Below are 17,714 nucleotides of genomic sequence, written 5' to 3' on the forward strand. Positions count from 1 at the left end.
GGGAGGAGATTAGATGATTATTTATAAAAAGGATATTACTCTAGTATTCATATTTACTATAGTTATTACAGTTTTATCATTAACTTTATTTAAAAATATAAATAACAACTCAAAACCTTATGTAGTAGGTGGTTATATACATAAACTTGAAAAACAAAGGAACGGAACAGAGTTATCAAAGTCTGTTATGAAGGAAAATGATAATGATTTTTATAAGGAGAGATTTGCAAGACCATCTAAAGAACCAGTATTGAAATTAAAGTATGAGTATAAAGGTTATGAGGGGTTATTTAAAGAATTAGAACCTCCATATATTCCCAAAGGATATCCACAAAAATATAATAAACCTAAAGATGTAATTCATGCCTATTATTCCATATTGAAGGATGCAGCAAATATGATAGGATACCATGGAGGGTGTGGCACTGTAGGCCGGAGCAGAACTCCTTATCCCTTCGCCTATGAGTTATTAAGTAGTGAAACTAAAAAAGAAATATCCTTAGAAAAATTCAAAGATTCTTTTTCAGGTGTAGGACATACTACTTTATTAAAATTATATCTAGCATTTCAACCTCCAAATATACCCCTAAATATCCAATATTACATGGCAGAAATTGAAATAATTACAGGACCACCTTATTCCAAAGATGAAGAATACAAACCTGAACCTGGCTATTTTGCCTATTACTATGGAATTATTACTACAATATATGATAAAAAAGAAGGATGGAAAATAAAATCTGTAGATTATATACCAGAGGATTTTCTTTGTGCTCCATGGCATTTTTGGCAATGGCATAGCAAGGCTCTTGTACAGGCTGTTTATGGTAACTGGTATAAAATTATCGATAAAATTGATAAAGTAGAAAAAGAGAATTCATATGTATCAATATATGCAAGTGGAAAAGAGAATGAATACAGATTTGATTTTGTAAGACTTACAAATGGTGAAGATATATTACTAAATGAATATATTAAGGTAAATGATAAATGGAAAGAAGTAAACCTTTTAAAACCAGATGATCAAGATTATAAATTATCTATTCTAAGATTTAAGAAATAATACATATAAGTATTGCTACTGCATATAGCATGAGTTTACCAATAATGGTGTGACATATCATGAATAATGATCTTTGATAACTGAATAATACGATATTAAAAATAGTTAGAATGCAGGAATAATATGTTATAATCCTCTTATAATTTAATCTAAAGTTGTTATATATTGATTATAATAGGGGGAGTTATTATGGAAAAGAAACTTAAATATCGATTAATTACTGGAAAAGATGATGCGAATTTTTGTAAGAGAATTTCTAAATTACTTGATGAAGGTTATAAATTATATGGATCTCCTTCATGTACATTTAATGGAGAAGATGTAATTGTGGCACAAGCTGTAATTATTAACGATAATAGTGAGAAAAAGTAAATATTAAAAAATTAATAATTAATAAAAATACCGCATTATTCATAAATGAATTTTACGGTATTTTTATGTCTTAATCTACACAAGAAATGAACAAGGAGGAATTAAAATGTCAGAAATATTTCCAAAAGAAATAATAAATCTTCCAGAAGCAGATATTCCTTTACAAGGACTTAAGGTACATTTATCACAGGGCGATAATCATCAGATATTATTTATGGAGTTTAGTGAGGATGCTGAACTACCTGAGCATTCACACGAATGCCAATGGGGTATTGTATTAGAAGGGAAAATTCAATTGACCATAAATGGAGAAAGAAGAACTTATATGAAAGGTGATAGATACTATATTCAAAGTGGAGTGAAACATTCAGCAAAAATATATGCTGGGTATGCAGATGTTACATTCTTTGGTGAAAAGGATAGATATAAGAAAATGGGAGAGAGAAATGAATAGAAATAGGTTTATAAAGTCACATGGTTTAGGAAATGAATACATAGTTCTTGATGAAGATAATATTACATTTGAATTGAATGAAAAGGCAATAAAAAGAATATGTAATGTTAATTTTGGCATAGGTTCAGATGGAATTTTACTAAAAGTTAGTTCTAAAAATGCAGATATTGGTTTAAGAATTTATAATCCTGATGGTTCAGAAGCAGAAAAAAGTGGAAATGGATTAAGGATATTTTGTAAATACGTTTTTGATTACGGCATAATTAATAAAAAGGAATTAACTGTTGAAACTAAGGGTGGTATAGTAAAGGCTAACATTAAAGAAATAAAAAAGGGTAAGGCAAATGTAATCACTGTAGATATGGGAAAAGCAATCTTTAAATCTGAATTAATACCTACAAAATATGAAAAAGAAGAAGTTCAAGGTGAAGTTATTTTATTGGAAGATAAGGAATATAAAATAAATTGTGTTTCAGTAGGGAATCCTCATTGTGTGATTTTGAAAGAAAGCTTAGATATAGATGAAATTAAAAAGTATGGAACGAAAATTGAAAATTATCATATGTTCCCTAATAGGATAAATGTACAATTTGCAAAGGTTATAAATAGAAGAGAAGTTGAAGTGTTAATTTGGGAAAGAGGAGCAGGATTTACATTAGCTTCTGGAAGTTCGTCTTGCGCCGTAGCCAGTATAATGAGGAAAAAAGGATTAATTGAAAATGAAGTAACAATAAAAATGATTGGTGGACAATTAAAAATAGAAATAGATGATAATTGGAATATCAGAATGACAGGAGAAGTAAGACAAATATGTGAGGGAATCCTAAGCGATGAATTGTTAGAAGATATAGAAATGTATGGATTGTAAAACAAAGGATAGAGTATGTTTTAACATAGTGACTATAGAAGGACAATATGACAAAGAAAGAATGAAACTTTTTATAGTGAATGAAGACCTAGGATTTTAACATTATGAAAATACTGGAGGGATTAAATTGAGTAGAATGAAATGGTTAGCAGGCTTCTTGCCTTTAATTATATATATTGCTATAATATCAACTTTTGAATTAACTAGTAGGACTAAGGAAATCATTATTTTTGTTATATTAGGAGTAAATCTTTTAGTACACTTATATAGAAAGAAAAAAAGAAAAACGAATGGATTTTAGGATATAAAGCAGACAAGTAGCATTTTAGATTATGATAAATTATTTTAAGGGAGGAGTTTTAGTTTTGAAAACAGATATTATAAAATAACAATATAATTCAGTGTCATTTTTTTATAATATTTTATATTCAGGCTATGATAGTAATGTTTTAGAGGATGCTTTTATAAATGAGCATAAAAGAATATTAGATACACTACAAATAGGTTCAAAAATATTAGATAGTTCCTGTGGCAATGGATTAGATGCCAAAAACTAAATTTTTAAGGGGGTAAGGATTTGAAAAGAGTGTTACTATTAGTTATGGTAGGAGTTTTAACTCTTATATTTATTAGTTGCACAATAGAGGAAACTACTAGTTTAGATAATGGGCATATAAAAAATATAGAAAAAAAGTATAAAGATGATAATAATATAGATTATATTACTGATGAAAACGCAGATATCTTGTTTAAAGAATTGTTTGGTATAAGAAATTTAGTTATGCATAAGGTCTATAGAGATAAGAAAAGTATGAATATTGATATATATTTTAATGAGAACGTGGAAAGAAACGAAATTGACAATATTAAAAAGTTTATAATGAAAGTTTTCATATTAAAGAGAACATACAAATATACTGCATTTCCATATTCAAATGTATTTAATAGGAATATAGATTGGGATAGAGTAATCTTTAAAATTTTCATTAATGAAACAAAAATTATTGAACACAAGTTTAATCAAATTAGTTCTGGTAAATTAGAGTCTAATTATTATGAGAATACTCATATAGAATTACCATCAAGAATTGTAGAAAATTCAAATATGAAGACTTTTTCAAGAAAAGTTAGAGGCAAATATTGGGGGATAAAAGATGTAGTATTTGAAAAACTCTACAAAGGGAATGTGCTATTAATCAAGTTGAAAGGAAAGAAAGTTTATAAAGATAGAGATATTCAAAAAATCAGAGAGTTAGTTGAAATGCATTTAGCTACTCAATTAGAAAATGAAGATGAAGATACATATGGAATGAATATTAATTACTTAGGGATAATAATACAATTATATTCTGATGATGAAAAGTATTATGAAGAAACATATCATAATGGACAGAATAAAAAGTATTGGTTTAGTGAATATTGGGGAAATCATAGATTTTTTAATTTTCAATAAGGAGATAACTTGGATCATTCCATGCAAAATGAAAAAATAGATTTAAATTAAAATGAATGAAGAGCATAGGTTTTAATCGAAGTAAAATAGATTAAAACCTATGCTCTAATTTTTTTAAAAAAGTGTGATAGAATTGTAAATATATAGAAATCCAATGCTATTATCTAAATGGCATCCAACATGGAATGATGAGAACAAAACTTATAGATTTAATTACTGGAGGAAAATAAATAGTATTAAAACATGAACTTATTCCTTTATATCATTTAGGTATTTAAAATAATAAGAAAAAGTATTTATTGAACTAGGAAAGGAGCTAAAAATGGAATTTAGAAAGCTTTTAAAAGAAGAAAATATAAGATTGAGCGAAATAGATCGAAGTGAAGTTGTGGAAAGAATATGTCTCCATAAAGATGGACAACTAATAATTAAAGAAGAATTTTACCATATAAAGGGCTGGCATGAAAAAGAACTACAAGACTATATTGAAATATTACATGACATATCCGATAGAGGAGGCACAATCTATGGTGCTTTTGAGGGTGCCGAGATTTGTGGAATTGCAGCTTTAGATAGTCAGTTTTTCGGTATAAATAATGAATATTTGAAGTTTGATAAACTCTATGTAAGCAAGAATTATAGGGGAAAGGGGATAGGAACAGAGTTAGTTAAACTTGTTCGAAAGAAGGCACTAGAAATGGGAGCTAAAAAACTCTATATTTCAGCAACTCCATTTGAGAATACAGTTAGATTTTATATGGGAGTAGGTTGTACACTTGCAGAAGAATTTATCAAGGAAATGCACGATTTAGAGCCGGAAGATATACACTTAGAGTTAAAACTTTAAAGCTAAGAACATTAGTGGAAATCACTAAGTAAATATAGTGTTAGTAGAAGATAGGGATTAATATGTAATTTGAAATATGGAAATAAATATTTAAATTCCATTAGAGTTTCCTTTCACTGGACTTCAACTAACATAATATTTACAGACAGGCTACGAAAATCATGTGGACCGTTGCAATTAGAGTGATGTTTTATAGGGGAATATGATAATTCGCAATTATCATATATTGAAGTGAAGCTATTATATTGGAGGATCTTTTATGGATATACAAAAGCAAATTAGAATAATTGAAGTTGTTCCACATAATTCAGAATGGAAAGAGGAATATGAAAAAGAAGCAAAAAAAATCTATAGCATAATGGGTAATGAGATAGCTGAAATTCACCATATCGGAAGCACATCTATTCCTAATATATATGCAAAACCAATAATAGATATTTTGATTGGTGTAAAAGATATTAAAAATGTTGATAAATATAATAACGAAATGGAGAAGTTAGGATACATAGCAAAGGGTGAATATGGAATATTAGGTCGTAGATTTTTTCTAAAAGGGCTATATAATAGAACTCATCATTTACATGTATTTCAAATAGGAAATCCAGAAATAAAGAGGCATTTGAATTTTAGAGATTATATGTTAGTGCATTCAAAAGAGGCAGAAGACTATGAAAAATTGAAAAAAGAGTTAGCTATAAAGTTTAGGTATGATAATGAGGGCTATTGTAATGGGAAGAATGACTTTATAAAAGATATAGATAAAAAGGCAGAAGAATGGGCAAAAACAAGAATTAAATAATATTTTAACTTGGATGAAAATTATTAAGGAAGATAATTAGGAGGACAAAAGTGAAAATTAAGGACCAAAAAGAATTCTTTAATAAGAATTTTAAAAAATGGGCTGAGAACATGAGTGAAGAACGGATTAATATTGCAAAGAAGTCTATAGAATTACTGGACATATCAGAAAATAAATCAGTACTTGATGTGGGATGCGGAACGGGAATTTTATATTATGTATTAGAAGATAAAAGATTAAAAAAATATCTTGGGTTAGATATTTCAGAAAAAATGTTAGAAGAATTAAAAAGAACATTTCCTGATGCAGATACAATATGTATGGATTTTGATGAAAGAGTAGAAATAAATGACAAGTTTGATTACATCATCATATTTAATAGTATTCCTCATTTTGAGAATATGAATATAGTGTTTGAAAATGCAGCAAACCTATTAAATAATAATGGGAAATTTTCAATAATACATGCTAGAACACGAGAAGGACTAAAAGAACATCATAGAAGAATTGGATATAATTTAGGAAGAGAGGCAATACCTACTGACGTGGTTTTAAAGGAATTAAGTGAAAAGTATAATTTTAGTCAAATACATATACAGGATGAAGATTTCTTTTATTTTAGCTGTATTAAAGATAGTTAGATATAACTTGTAGATATACGAACTATAAGATATTAAATTTATTAAAAATACGAAATGGGACGAAAATAAAAATAAATAATTGACACAATGTTAAGGTGATGCTATTATAAACCTATAAAATATTACTTTAGTTTATTGTAGTGAATCACATGACTGGCGGAAGTGGAATTAACCACATGGAGTGTGATTTGAATGAATGCCGACCGCCTGGGCAACTATGTCCGGGGGGTTTTTTATTATTTTTTGGAATAAATACCGGACTTGATAATTTTAAATCAAGGAGGCATTTTTATGTTTAAAAGAGAATGGGCAGGATTCAATGAAGGAAATTGGCAAGAGGAAATAGACGTAAGAGACTTTATTGTTAAGAACTACACTCCATATGATGGAGATGAAAGTTTCTTAGCGAAACCAACTGAAAAAACTAATAAGGTTTGGGAAAAAGCTCATGCTTTAATTATTAAAGAAATTAAAGATGGAATAATAGATGTGGAGGTTAACAAAGTTGCAGGAATTAACAACTTTGCACCAGGGTATATAGATAAAGATAACGAAACAATTGTTGGTCTTCAAACGGATGAACCACTTAAGAGAATCATTAACCCCTATGGTGGATACAGAATGGTTGAAAACTCATTAAAGTCATATGGATTTGAGATTAACCCTAATATATCTAAACATTTTAATGAATATAGAAAAACTCATAACCAGGGTGTATTTGATGCTTATACTAAAGAAACAAAATTAGCAAGGAATGTTGGTCTTTTAACGGGCCTTCCAGATGCTTATGGTAGAGGACGAATCATAGGTGACTACAGAAGAATAGCCCTTTATGGTATTGATTTCTTAATACAGAAAAAACAGAAAGACTTATCTGAAGCTCTAGGACCTGCTAGTGAAGAGTTAATTAGACATAGGGAAGAAATTTCAGAACAAATCAGAGCATTAAATGAAATTAAAAAAATGGCTGCTTCTTACGGTATAGATATTTCTAAGCCAGCTGAAAATGCACAAGAAGCTGTTCAATTCCTATATATGGGATATCTAGCTGCTGTTAAAGAAAACAACGGTGCTGCTATGTCTCTTGGTAGAAACACAGCATTCTTAGACTGTTTCATAGAAAGAGATCTGAAGAATGGAGTTCTAACTGAAGAAGAGGCTCAAGGGCTTATAGATCAATTTGTTATCAAATTAAGGTTAGTAAGACATTTAAGAACTTCAGAATACAATGACTTATTCGCTGGAGATCCTAACTGGATTACAGAGGCTATGGGTGGTATAGGTATCAATGGTAAGCATCATGTAACCAAAACTGCTTACAGATTCTTACACACATTAACTAATTTAAGTCCAGCTCCAGAACCGAACATGACTGTACTATGGTCTGAAAACCTACCTGAAAAATTTAAAAAGTACTGTACGTATATGTCTATTAAAACAGGTGCAATTCAATATGAAAATGATGATATAATGAGACCAATTTACGGTGACGACTACGCTATCGCTTGCTGTGTATCTGGAATGCAAGTGGGTAAGGAAATGCAGTTTTTTGGAGCAAGGGCTAACCTTGCTAAAGCACTTCTTTACGCTATTAACGGTGGTGTAGATGAAATTCGACTTGATAAGGAAGGGAACAGAATTACTGTTATTCCTGGAATAGAAAAAATGGAAGATGAAGTTCTTGATTTTAATAAAGTTAAGAAAAGCTTCTGGAAAGTAATTGAGTATATTGCTGAGTTATATGTTGATACAATGAACACTATCCACTATATGCATGATAAGTACGCTTATGAAGCAGGGCAATTAGCATTACACGATTCTGAAATACACAGATATATGGCATTTGGTATAGCTGGCATCTCAATTGTAGCTGATAGTTTAAGTGCTTTGAAGTACGCTAAAGTTAAACCAATAAGAAATGAAGAAGGAATAGCTGTTGATTTTGAAATTATAGGTGACTTCCCTAAATACGGTAATGATGATGATAGGGTTGATGAATTAGCCATATTAGTTGTTAAGAAGTTTACTACTGAACTTAAGAAGCATAAAACTTACAGAAATGCTGAGCATACTCTATCTGCTTTAACAATTACATCTAACGTAGTTTATGGTAAGAAGACTGGTGCTACACCAGATGGAAGAAAAGCTGGAGAACCTCTAGCACCAGGGGCTAATCCAATGCATGGACGAGATGAAAATGGTGCTTTAGCTTCATTAAACTCTGTAGCTAAAATCCCATATAGAGAGTGGTGTCAAGATGGTATTTCTAACACATTCTCAATAGTGCCTGATGCATTAGGAAAGACTGAAGAGGATAGAATAAATAACTTAGTAAATATTATGGATGGATACTTCGCTCAAAGCGCATTTCATTTAAATGTTAACGTGTTAAACAGAGAAACACTAATGGATGCTATGGAAAACCCAGAAAAATATCCAACGCTAACTATTAGAGTTTCTGGATATGCTGTTAACTTCAACAGATTAACAAAATCTCAACAGCTTGAAGTAATAAGCAGAACATTCCATGAAACTATGTAATGAAAGAAGGGGATATTCATGCTAGGGAAAATCCATTCTATAGAAACTTTAGGACTTAAGGATGGTCCAGGTATAAGATTTGTAGTATTTTTTCAGGGGTGTAAACTAAGGTGTGCATATTGTCATAACCCAGATACATGGATTTTAAATGAAGGAAAAGATATGTCTGCCGAAGAACTTTTACAAAAAGCATTAAGGTTTAAGCCATATTTTGAAAGATCAGGAGGGGGCATTACATGCTCTGGAGGGGATCCACTTTTACAGCCGGAATTTTTAATAAAGTTTCTTAAGCTTTGCAAAGAACATGGATTGCATACTACTGTAGACACGGCGGGTTTTGGCTTAGGAAATTATGAAGAAATCTTAAAATATACGGATTTGGTAATTCTTGATGTTAAACATGTAAACAGAAAGGGATATAGAGAACTTGTTAGAGGGAATATTGAAGAGTTTAGGAGATTTACTGAGGTTTTAAGAAAATCTAATGTAAATTTATGGATTAGACATGTAGTTGTACCAGGAATAACTGATGGAGAAAAACATATTAGTGAGTTAAAAGAATTAATCAGTGAGTTTCATAATGTAGAAAAAATAGAACTACTTCCTTATCATACTCTTGGGGTAAATAAATATGAAATTATGGGTATACCATATAGATTACAAGGAATTAAACCCATGTGTAGAGAAAAAATTAAGACAATGGAAGATATACTTATAAGTGCTTAATAAATATATAGTTTAATAAACCTAGTACATTTAAATTGAACCTGCTTAATTAGACACAATAAATAGTCTATTTGAGCGGGTTTTGTTTTTTATTGTATTTTCATATTTTTTCCAAAAAATCACAGATGTAGTATAATTATGAATAGGATTTTAAATAGTTGTTTCTAAACATGAGTTAGGAGATGATGAGAATAAAAGTAAAGTTAATCATTAGTATAGTTTTGTTTTTAGTGGCTTTTCTATACTATCAGAATAATAAACTATCAATAACAAGAATAAATATAAAATCTTCTAAAGTTCCCAATGAATTTTGCGGAAGCATAATTCTACATTTGTCAGATTTCCACAATAAAAAACTAGGGAATAGTCATGATAAATTAGTGGAAGTTGTTAAAAAGGTAAAGCCGGATTTGATAGTATTTACTGGAGATTTAATCGACAGTAGACTTTACAATGAACATATTGCAATTACATTGTTAGAACAAATTACTAAAATAGCACCAGTATATTATGTAACGGGTAATCATGAATGGAGATCTGGAAAGTATGGAAGGCTCAAAAAAAAGATTGAGAAGTGCAACGTAACAATATTAGATGATAAATATCATAAAATTAATAGAGGAAATGATAGTATATATATTATTGGCTTTGATGACCCTAGAAAGTATTCTAGAAAATATAAAGATTATATACAGTTTAAAATTAAAGTGGAAGATTTAATGAATGAAATTGAGGCTGATAAGTTTAAAATTTTACTAAGTCATAGACCAGAGCTATTTTCATTATATTGTTCACAAAATATTGACCTAGTTTTTTCAGGGCATGCTCATGGGGGACAAGTTAGACTCCCTTTTATAGGTGGATTATTTTCACCTCATCAAGGATTATTTCCTCAATACACATCTGGTACTTATAAACAGGGTAATACTAGGATGATTGTAAGTAGAGGAATAGGAAATAGCAGTGTTGCACCACAAAGAATATTTAATAAACCAGAAATAGTGATTGTGAAAGTTATGAGAAAATAATAAATATGAAATTGTAATTAATGAAAAATAAATTGCAAAAATGCCTTGACTATATTACTAACTAGTAATATAATTTGAGTATGAATAACAATAGTAAAGTATCATACGGTGAAATTAATGATTTGAATTTACATCTTGTAATTGCTTTGTCCAGATCTAATCAATTCTTACAAAAAAAGAATTTGAAAAGTATTAAAAAGGGAGGATTGACGCATTCTCAGTTCGGAGTGCTTGAAGTATTGTATCATAAGGGGGATCTACGAATTTCTGAAATAATCGAAAAGATTCTATCCACTGGTGGCAACATGACTGTGGTTATAGACAATCTTCAAAAGAATGATTTAGTTAAGAGAATCTCCGATCCTAAGGATAGAAGAGCAACATTAATAAGCATTACAGATAAGGGTAGGAAATTGTTGGATGATTTATTTCCAAAGCATGTAGAAGAAATAAGAGAGATTTTTGATGGGTTGACAAAGGAAGAGAAAAAAATACTTATAATGCTTCTTAAAAAAATGAGTGAAGCATAAATTTTTTTAACTATATACAACTAATTAGTAATATAATAACTTTAATCAAATTTCATATATCATGTAAAATAAAATATTTTAGTATGCTAACTGAATTTTAAAGTTAAATAATGTGTAATTGAAAGGAAATAGTATCTTTGTCAGTGATAATAATGAGCCGATTAACATGTGGAGGAAAAGACTATTTTTATAGTGATTAGGATTTCTACTAAGAGAAAGTATTGTTAGTATATTTTTTAAAAGAAATTTAACTACTAATTAGTTATAAAATAAAACTTAATATAATATGAAAATGAATAATTAGACATAAACAAGAAAAATATATAGGCATAATGAGTTATTAAAGTTATAGAGGGGGGATTAATGTGAAAAAGAAAGTGACAATAGAATTTTTTCATGATGTTCTTTGTTCATGGTGCTATATTTTATCACCGAGATTAAGAGAACTAGTTAAAGAGTTTCCTGAAATAGAAGTTATTCATCGTTCCTTTGCCTTATCTAAAACACCAGAGGATACAATTAGAGCATTTGGATCAATGGAAAATGCAAAAGAGGAAATTATGAAGCATTGGAGAGCTTCAAATATAAATGATGAAGATAAAAGAATAAGTACAGACTTAATGGAATGTCAAGATTTCAATTATCCATATTCAATGCCTGGACTATTAGGGTGTAAGGCTGCAGAAATTCAAGGGGGACAAGAGGCACATTGGAATTATTTTGATCTTGTACAAAGGGCACATCTTACAGAAGCAAGAAATATTGCTGATGAAGAAGTTTTATATGATGTGGCAGTGCAAGTAGGACTTAACAAAGAAAAATTTATTAAGGATTTTAATAGTGAAACTGTTAAGAAGATGGTTGAAGATGATATTAACTTATCTAGACAAAAACATGTTAACTCAGTTCCTACAATAATTATTAATGGTGAGCACAAAATATCAGGGGCTTTAAAATATGATGTCCTTAAAGAGTTCATTAGTAAAAATTATTTATAATTCTAAAATACTATTAACCACAGAAACAATAGGATGTATAGGATAAATAATGCTTAGAAAGAGAGTGTTGAAATGTTTGAAAGAATAAAAAAGATATTTAAAAAAGAAAGGAATGTTAATAAAATGAAAAAAGTACTTTATATTACAGCAAATGCAAAATCAGAAGAACAATCATTTAGTTTAAAAGCAGGAAGAGAGTTCATAGACTTATATAAACAAAATAATCCTCAGGATGAGATTACTGAGATTAATCTTTATGATATAGATATACCTTACATTGATACGGATGTATTTAGTGGATGGGGTAAACTTCAAAGTGGTAAGTCGTTTGATGAATTGACAGATAATGAAAAGAAAACAGTAGGTAAAATAAATCAATTCACTGACCAATTTATTGAAGCAGATAAGTATGTATTCGTAACACCTATGTGGAATTTATCAATACCACCAAAGATGAAGGCATATATTGATACATTTGTTATTGCAGGAAAAACTTTTAAATATACTGAAAATGGACCTGTTGGCCTTTTAGAAGGTAAAAAAGCAGTACACATTCAAGCTTCAGGTGGAATTTACTCAGAAGGACCAGCTAAGAATTTTGAATTTGGAAATAGTTATATTAAAACTGTATTAGGTTTCATTGGTGTTAATTCAGTTGAATCCATATTAATTGAAGGAACTGCTCAATCAGAACCTGGACCTGATGCCATTAAAGCTAAAGCAAGTGAAAGAGTTAAAGAAGTCATAAAAGGTTTTTAAAAGAACGAATGCATATTTAACTTAGTTTTTAACCTAAGAAAGTAATTGGTAAAAAGTTACTTTCTTAGGCTTTTTTTATTGAAAAGCTATTTTCCTTAAAAGGTAGATTTAGACAATATAATTGAATTTTATAATAGGGCTTGTTATACTTAAGATGTACATAAAATCAAGAAAAAGAAAGAAAAGAGAAGAAAAAAGGAGGAATGATGAGGAAATAAAGGTAAAATATGTAATTCATTTATGAAGTTGAAGGAGAAGAGTAAAATGAAAAAAAATTTAATTACAGGTAGCATTTCTTTATTATATTTAATAATTATTACTATTATGAATGTGACAATTTTACACAGTTTAAATTACTATATATCTGTAGTTATTAATGTTCTTTTCACAATGATCTATGCATATATAGTGCTGAACAATGTACATAAGGGGAAAATGAATGAATTAGAACGTATATTAGATATTGTTACTAAAAGTCGCTATGACTGTGATTTAGATGAGTATGTAAAAGAGAATAATTATGTATCATTAATTGTAGAAGGATTTAATAATACAAAAGAAGCTTCTAAGCATGTATTAAAATCATCCGTAGAGCTTGCTCAGGTAGCCGACAATGTTGCAGATAAAGTGAATGACATGGAGACATCAACAGAGCAGATTGCCACAACAAGCGAGGAAATAGTAGCAGGTTCATTAAATCAAATGGAATCTATAAACAGTATTTTTAGTAATATTGAAAACGTAGGAAATAATATAGAAAATATAAGAGGACAGTTAAAAACAATTATGAATCATGCAGATATATCTGTTAAACTTACTGAAGATGGCAATAAATATGTGGGTAAAACCAAGGAATCTATCGAGATCGTAAGAAATATTATGATTGAATATAGCAATAATCTTCATAATTTCATAGAGAGCTTTTCACAGATCATAAAGTTTGCAGAGATTATTAAAGGAATTACTGAACAGACGAATCTACTTGCATTAAATTCATCTATTGAAGCGGCTAGAGCAGGTGAGCATGGTAGGGGATTTGCCGTTGTAGCAAATGAGATTGGCAACTTATCAAACCAGTCACAGGCTGCTTCTCAAGAGATCAGTACTGTTATTCAGGATATGGAGAAAAGAATTTTTAAATTGACAGAAGAAATGTCAAAGGGCACAGATAAGATAGAAGAAGGTATACAGATAGCCCAAAAAACAGAAACGGCATTTAAAAAAATATCAGATAGTACTCTAGATACAAAATCTCAAGTTTCAACAATTGGAAAGCATATGGAAGAAATGGGTGGACATACTGCTAGCGTAATTAATTCAGTGGAAACCATTCAAGGAATCTCTGAGGGAAATGTGGCTGATTGTCAGCAATTTAGCGCTGTTATAGAAGAGATAAATACTTCCTTTAAGGATATGGTAATGGAATCAAATAATTTAAAGGAATATGCAAATAGTTTGCAGCAAAGTGTAGCTAAGAATACAATGGATAAATATATGTATCAGAAGGCTTTAGACGTGAAGGAACACCTTGATAAATCAGAGAATGTTGATTTGAAAAAACTCACTAAAAGTCTTAATATTGGAGATATATACGTAGTTGAGTCTTCTGGAATAATTACTGGGTGCTCTGATCCAGAAGGCCTTGGGTTAGATTCCTTTGAAATAGATCCAACATCATATGAAGCTTCAAAATTAAAGAGTGGTTATACATCTACTCCTATTAGGAAGAGAACTCATGATGACCAAATATATAAGTTTTTACATATTCCATATAAAGAGGGAATGGTTATTTCTGTTTCATTGTCGTTACAAACGGTTTTAAATGTATAAATAAAAGAAATATTAAGGAAGAGGCCATAGGACTCTTCCTATTTTACTATATGTAGTTGGAATCTTTACTATGCAGTAACTTTTATAATTTTAGATGCTTTCACAAATTTCATTAGTATTATTGCAAAAACGATTGAACCTAAAATAATACTTATAAAATTAGCTACTCCAAGTAAAGGACTTGGAAAATACTTTCCGTAAACAATTGTTCCCAAAACTTGGGATCCAACAAATCCTCAGACCATACCCCATTGAGCGGGAGAAAAATCGCTAGTTATGAATTTGTTTTTAAAATAATCATTTAGTAATACGATTAAGAAAATCCACCATGAAATAGTAGTTACATATGCAAATACAATAATCATAAACGAAATTGTACTTATATCAAAAACATAAACTTTATTAACATACACTAGTACTTTATAGAAACTAAACCACAATAAACACATTGGGGGTATTACTAAAAAATAGGCTGGTAATAGATGAATATCTGGCATTACTTTTGACTTGATTTGTTGATGAAAAAGCAATGCTATTTTTAAAGCAAAAACTACAATACCAATCAATAATGAAACAATAGTCATAAATGCTGCGATTGACCCTATAATAGTATTATTTGATGAAGTTGCAATACCTGAACCATATAGTGAAACAGCACCAATTGCTAGTACATCAAGTAACCAACCAAAATTTAGTTTATCATACTCAAAAAACTCTGTGAACATAGTCTTAACAACCTTTATCTCGAGAGAAATTAATAACACCCATAAAAAAATAAAGAAAATGAGGCCTGGTAACATTAAACTGTGCATATTAGCAGATATTTGAGGTACAAAAAAACTAACTGGACCCAAAATTACAACCATAGTCATTGATATTGAGATTAAAGGTGAAAATATTGCGCTATTACTTAGTGGATTTTTTATTAGTTCATTAAAACCATTAGTTTTAAACAACCACACAAAAAGTTCCTTTAGAAAAATAACAGTAAGTATTAAATGGATTGCTATAAATGCAAACATCAATACAATTAATAATAAAGTTGTTGAATACTCAAAAGAACTTAAAGACCATGAAGATATTTTTGATAAAGTAAATACACCTTCACCTTTATAAACTGTAGATTTTAGAAAATTAAAAGGCATTAGGGCCATTCCGGCTGCCGCTAAAGAACCTTGAAATTTCAGTGGTGTAAATTTCATATAACTAATCTCCTTTCATTTTTTATGAGCAATAGCACATAGATTATAAAAAATCAATGTATTATATGTATAGCTTTTATTCAGCTAATGTAGATTTTGATGTTTGGTGATTTTTAGAATCCGCATATATAGTGTATTTTAATGTGTATAGTCAATGATTTTTATAGTATCACCAAGTTTTTTTGCAATGGCATTCTTCATTTTTTCTGCATGTGGACAAGCAAAACCAATAGGATTTCCTCTTGTGATACATGATGCCAAGGCTATAGTATCTGCCCCTCTTTTTACCATTTCAACAGCCCTTGTAATAGCTTTTTTTCCAGGACATCCTCCACATGTATTTACTCCAATAACCTCAATTTCACCCTCTACTCCTTCAAAGGCACACTTTTTCTCTTTCATTACTTTAAGGTCTGTAGTAGCTGGACATGAGTCCTCTGTTTGCATGCATCTAATTAATCCAACTTTCATCTTTATCCCTCCTTATTATTAGTAATTCTATTGTTTATTCTTAAAGTAAACTTTCATTTCATATTACTTCTATAAACTTCTCTTTTTTTTCCGTTACCAAACCTATTTCTGCTGCTACAATGCAACCTGCTGCCATGAGGGCAGATTGAAATTGACTTGCTTTTTCTTGAGGAACAGCTATTAAAAGTCCACCTGATGTTTGGGCATCACATAAAAGCATTACGTCTTCTTGGCTAATGCCTTCTTGCCAAATGATTTTTTCTCGCAAATAGCGGTAATTATTGTGAGTACCTGAAGAAACAGCTCCCATTTTTAACAATTTTCTTACCCCGGAAATTAGGGGGATTTTGTCAAGATTTATCTGGGCGGAAACTTGACTTGAGGCCATCATTTCGTATAAGTGCCCTATTAATCCAAATCCTGTTATATCAGTACAAGCATGTACTCCAATAGATGTCATAGCCTCAGAAGCTCCTTTATTTAGATGAGCCATAATTTCATATATTTCTTGTTCTATTTCAGAACCTACTAGACCTCGGTCAATAGCGCTAGTAATGATTCCCGTACCTAATGGTTTAGTTAAGAACAATATATCACCTGGGCGAGCACCTTTTTTCCTCACTATCTTAGTTGGGTCAACTAATCCGGTTACGGTTAGGCCATATTTGGGCGCATTATCTTCAATGGAATGTCCGCCAGCGATATTTACTCCTGCTTCAAGAGCTTTATCAGCGCCTCCTCTTAAGATTTCTTCTAGGATACTTAAAGGCAATGTTTTCACAGGGAACTCTACGATGTTTAATGCATAGATAGGTTTGGCACCCATTGCATAGATATCACTCATAGCATTGGCTACTGCAACAACGCCAAATGCATAAGGGTCATTAAGTACAGGAGTGATAAAATCCACTGTTTGAACTACTGCCAAGTTAGAATTTAATTGATAAATTGCTGCATCTTCTTTTAATCCACCCACCAGATTTTTATCTGTTGTAGGTGGCAAACAGCTTAAAATTTGTTCTAAGTCCGCCGGACCAATTTTACAGGCTCAGCCAGAACCAGGAGAATAAGCAGTTAGATTAACTAATGGTCTTTGATGAAACATAAAACACCTCAATCGTTATTATTTTAT

20 protein-coding genes and 1 riboswitch are annotated in these 17,714 nt (G+C 30.2%); of the genes, 17 read left to right on the top strand and 3 right to left on the bottom strand.

Going from position 1 to position 17,714, the window contains the following annotated elements:
* Positions 1-13: 13 nt before the first annotated feature.
* The 17 genes from CCE28_RS05555 to CCE28_RS05625 all read left to right on the top strand — a co-directional run bounded on the left by CCE28_RS05555 (position 14) and on the right by CCE28_RS05625 (position 14,909).
* Positions 14-1,063, top strand: coding sequence for a hypothetical protein (locus CCE28_RS05555; RefSeq protein ID WP_095131805.1), 1,050 nt, complete (start codon positions 14-16; stop codon positions 1,061-1,063).
* Between the two features lie 189 nt (positions 1,064-1,252).
* The gene (locus tag CCE28_RS05560) at positions 1,253-1,435 is read left to right on the top strand and encodes a DUF1737 domain-containing protein (RefSeq protein ID WP_095131807.1); all 183 of its coding nucleotides are present in this window, start codon (positions 1,253-1,255) and stop codon (positions 1,433-1,435) included.
* A gap of 106 nt (positions 1,436-1,541) precedes the next feature.
* Positions 1,542-1,889, top strand: coding sequence for a cupin domain-containing protein (locus CCE28_RS05565; RefSeq protein ID WP_095131809.1), 348 nt, complete (start codon positions 1,542-1,544; stop codon positions 1,887-1,889).
* Positions 1,882-2,757 carry a diaminopimelate epimerase gene (gene dapF / locus CCE28_RS05570; RefSeq protein WP_095131811.1) on the top strand — a complete coding sequence of 292 codons (876 nt, stop codon included), beginning with the start codon at positions 1,882-1,884 and terminating at the stop codon, positions 2,755-2,757. The genes CCE28_RS05565 and dapF overlap by 8 nt, the downstream gene beginning before the upstream one ends.
* Before the next feature lie 127 nt (positions 2,758-2,884).
* Positions 2,885-3,058, top strand: a complete 174-nt coding sequence (locus CCE28_RS22145; protein WP_176461675.1) for a hypothetical protein — start codon at positions 2,885-2,887, stop codon at positions 3,056-3,058.
* A gap of 100 nt (positions 3,059-3,158) precedes the next feature.
* The gene (locus CCE28_RS22150; protein ID WP_176461676.1) at positions 3,159-3,314 is read left to right on the top strand and encodes a hypothetical protein; all 156 of its coding nucleotides are present in this window, start codon (positions 3,159-3,161) and stop codon (positions 3,312-3,314) included.
* Positions 3,315-3,334: 20 nt separating this feature from the next.
* Entirely contained in the window at positions 3,335-4,210 is an 876-nt protein-coding gene (locus CCE28_RS05575) for a hypothetical protein (protein ID WP_095131813.1), read from the top strand.
* A gap of 322 nt (positions 4,211-4,532) precedes the next feature.
* On the top strand, positions 4,533-5,057 hold the full coding sequence (locus CCE28_RS05580; RefSeq protein ID WP_095131815.1) for a GNAT family N-acetyltransferase: 525 nt from the start codon (positions 4,533-4,535) through the stop codon (positions 5,055-5,057).
* A 259-nt stretch (positions 5,058-5,316) separates the two neighbouring features.
* Positions 5,317-5,856 carry a GrpB family protein gene (locus tag CCE28_RS05585; protein ID WP_095131816.1) on the top strand — a complete coding sequence of 180 codons (540 nt, stop codon included), beginning with the start codon at positions 5,317-5,319 and terminating at the stop codon, positions 5,854-5,856.
* 50 nt (positions 5,857-5,906) lie between these two features.
* Positions 5,907-6,497: a class I SAM-dependent DNA methyltransferase gene (locus CCE28_RS05590; RefSeq protein ID WP_095131818.1), complete on the top strand. Its 591-nt coding sequence runs from the start codon at positions 5,907-5,909 to the stop codon at positions 6,495-6,497.
* A 139-nt stretch (positions 6,498-6,636) separates the two neighbouring features.
* Positions 6,637-6,717, top strand: a riboswitch (ZMP/ZTP riboswitch).
* 71 nt (positions 6,718-6,788) lie between these two features.
* The gene (gene pflB, locus CCE28_RS05595; RefSeq protein ID WP_095131820.1) at positions 6,789-9,038 is read left to right on the top strand and encodes a formate C-acetyltransferase; all 2,250 of its coding nucleotides are present in this window, start codon (positions 6,789-6,791) and stop codon (positions 9,036-9,038) included.
* 18 nt (positions 9,039-9,056) lie between these two features.
* Positions 9,057-9,764 carry a pyruvate formate-lyase-activating protein gene (gene pflA, locus CCE28_RS05600; protein ID WP_095131822.1) on the top strand — a complete coding sequence of 236 codons (708 nt, stop codon included), beginning with the start codon at positions 9,057-9,059 and terminating at the stop codon, positions 9,762-9,764.
* A gap of 182 nt (positions 9,765-9,946) precedes the next feature.
* A complete protein-coding gene (locus CCE28_RS05605) occupies positions 9,947-10,792 on the top strand; it encodes a metallophosphoesterase (protein WP_242972912.1) in 846 nt (281 codons plus the stop codon).
* 80 nt (positions 10,793-10,872) lie between these two features.
* The gene (locus CCE28_RS05610; protein WP_095131825.1) at positions 10,873-11,322 is read left to right on the top strand and encodes a MarR family winged helix-turn-helix transcriptional regulator; all 450 of its coding nucleotides are present in this window, start codon (positions 10,873-10,875) and stop codon (positions 11,320-11,322) included.
* A 365-nt stretch (positions 11,323-11,687) separates the two neighbouring features.
* Positions 11,688-12,320 (top strand): DsbA family oxidoreductase, encoded by a 633-nt coding sequence (locus CCE28_RS05615; protein WP_207652858.1) that lies wholly within the window; start codon positions 11,688-11,690, stop codon positions 12,318-12,320.
* Between the two features lie 72 nt (positions 12,321-12,392).
* Entirely contained in the window at positions 12,393-13,079 is a 687-nt protein-coding gene (locus CCE28_RS05620; RefSeq protein WP_242972913.1) for an FMN-dependent NADH-azoreductase, read from the top strand.
* 264 nt (positions 13,080-13,343) lie between these two features.
* Positions 13,344-14,909, top strand: coding sequence for a methyl-accepting chemotaxis protein (locus CCE28_RS05625; protein ID WP_176461677.1), 1,566 nt, complete (start codon positions 13,344-13,346; stop codon positions 14,907-14,909).
* Between the two features lie 68 nt (positions 14,910-14,977).
* On the opposite strand, the gene tsoY is transcribed toward CCE28_RS05625, so the two are convergent.
* The 3 genes from tsoY to selD form a co-directional block, all read right to left on the bottom strand.
* Entirely contained in the window at positions 14,978-16,111 is a 1,134-nt protein-coding gene (gene tsoY / locus CCE28_RS05630; RefSeq protein ID WP_376797742.1) for a selenoprotein TsoY, read from the bottom strand.
* 138 nt (positions 16,112-16,249) lie between these two features.
* The gene (locus CCE28_RS05635; RefSeq protein WP_095131831.1) at positions 16,250-16,582 is read right to left on the bottom strand and encodes a CGGC domain-containing protein; all 333 of its coding nucleotides are present in this window, start codon (positions 16,580-16,582) and stop codon (positions 16,250-16,252) included.
* 58 nt (positions 16,583-16,640) lie between these two features.
* On the bottom strand, positions 16,641-17,687 hold the full coding sequence (gene selD, locus CCE28_RS05640) for a selenide, water dikinase SelD (protein WP_408607016.1): 1,047 nt from the start codon (positions 17,685-17,687) through the stop codon (positions 16,641-16,643).
* Positions 17,688-17,714: the final 27 nt, after the last annotated feature.

Origin of the sequence: Anaeromicrobium sediminis (assembly GCF_002270055.1) — a bacterium.
Lineage (GTDB): Bacteria > Bacillota > Clostridia > Peptostreptococcales > Thermotaleaceae > Anaeromicrobium > Anaeromicrobium sediminis.

Bases quoted from the DNA above. Each gene is read 5' to 3' on its own strand.
- CCE28_RS05555 (WP_095131805.1), top strand. From the start codon at position 14: ATGATTATTTATAAAAAGGATATTACTCTAGTATTCATATTTACTATA.
- CCE28_RS05560 (WP_095131807.1), top strand. From the start codon at position 1,253: ATGGAAAAGAAACTTAAATATCGATTAATTACTGGAAAAGATGATGCG.
- CCE28_RS05565 (WP_095131809.1), top strand. From the start codon at position 1,542: ATGTCAGAAATATTTCCAAAAGAAATAATAAATCTTCCAGAAGCAGAT.
- dapF (WP_095131811.1), top strand. From the start codon at position 1,882: ATGAATAGAAATAGGTTTATAAAGTCACATGGTTTAGGAAATGAATAC.
- CCE28_RS05580 (WP_095131815.1), top strand. From the start codon at position 4,533: ATGGAATTTAGAAAGCTTTTAAAAGAAGAAAATATAAGATTGAGCGAA.
- CCE28_RS05585 (WP_095131816.1), top strand. From the start codon at position 5,317: ATGGATATACAAAAGCAAATTAGAATAATTGAAGTTGTTCCACATAAT.
- pflB (WP_095131820.1), top strand. From the start codon at position 6,789: ATGTTTAAAAGAGAATGGGCAGGATTCAATGAAGGAAATTGGCAAGAG.
- pflA (WP_095131822.1), top strand. From the start codon at position 9,057: ATGCTAGGGAAAATCCATTCTATAGAAACTTTAGGACTTAAGGATGGT.
- CCE28_RS05605 (WP_242972912.1), top strand. From the start codon at position 9,947: ATGATGAGAATAAAAGTAAAGTTAATCATTAGTATAGTTTTGTTTTTA.
- CCE28_RS05610 (WP_095131825.1), top strand. From the start codon at position 10,873: ATGAATAACAATAGTAAAGTATCATACGGTGAAATTAATGATTTGAAT.
- CCE28_RS05620 (WP_242972913.1), top strand. From the start codon at position 12,393: ATGTTTGAAAGAATAAAAAAGATATTTAAAAAAGAAAGGAATGTTAAT.
- CCE28_RS05625 (WP_176461677.1), top strand. From the start codon at position 13,344: ATGAAAAAAAATTTAATTACAGGTAGCATTTCTTTATTATATTTAATA.
- CCE28_RS05635 (WP_095131831.1), bottom strand. From the start codon at position 16,582: ATGAAAGTTGGATTAATTAGATGCATGCAAACAGAGGACTCATGTCCA.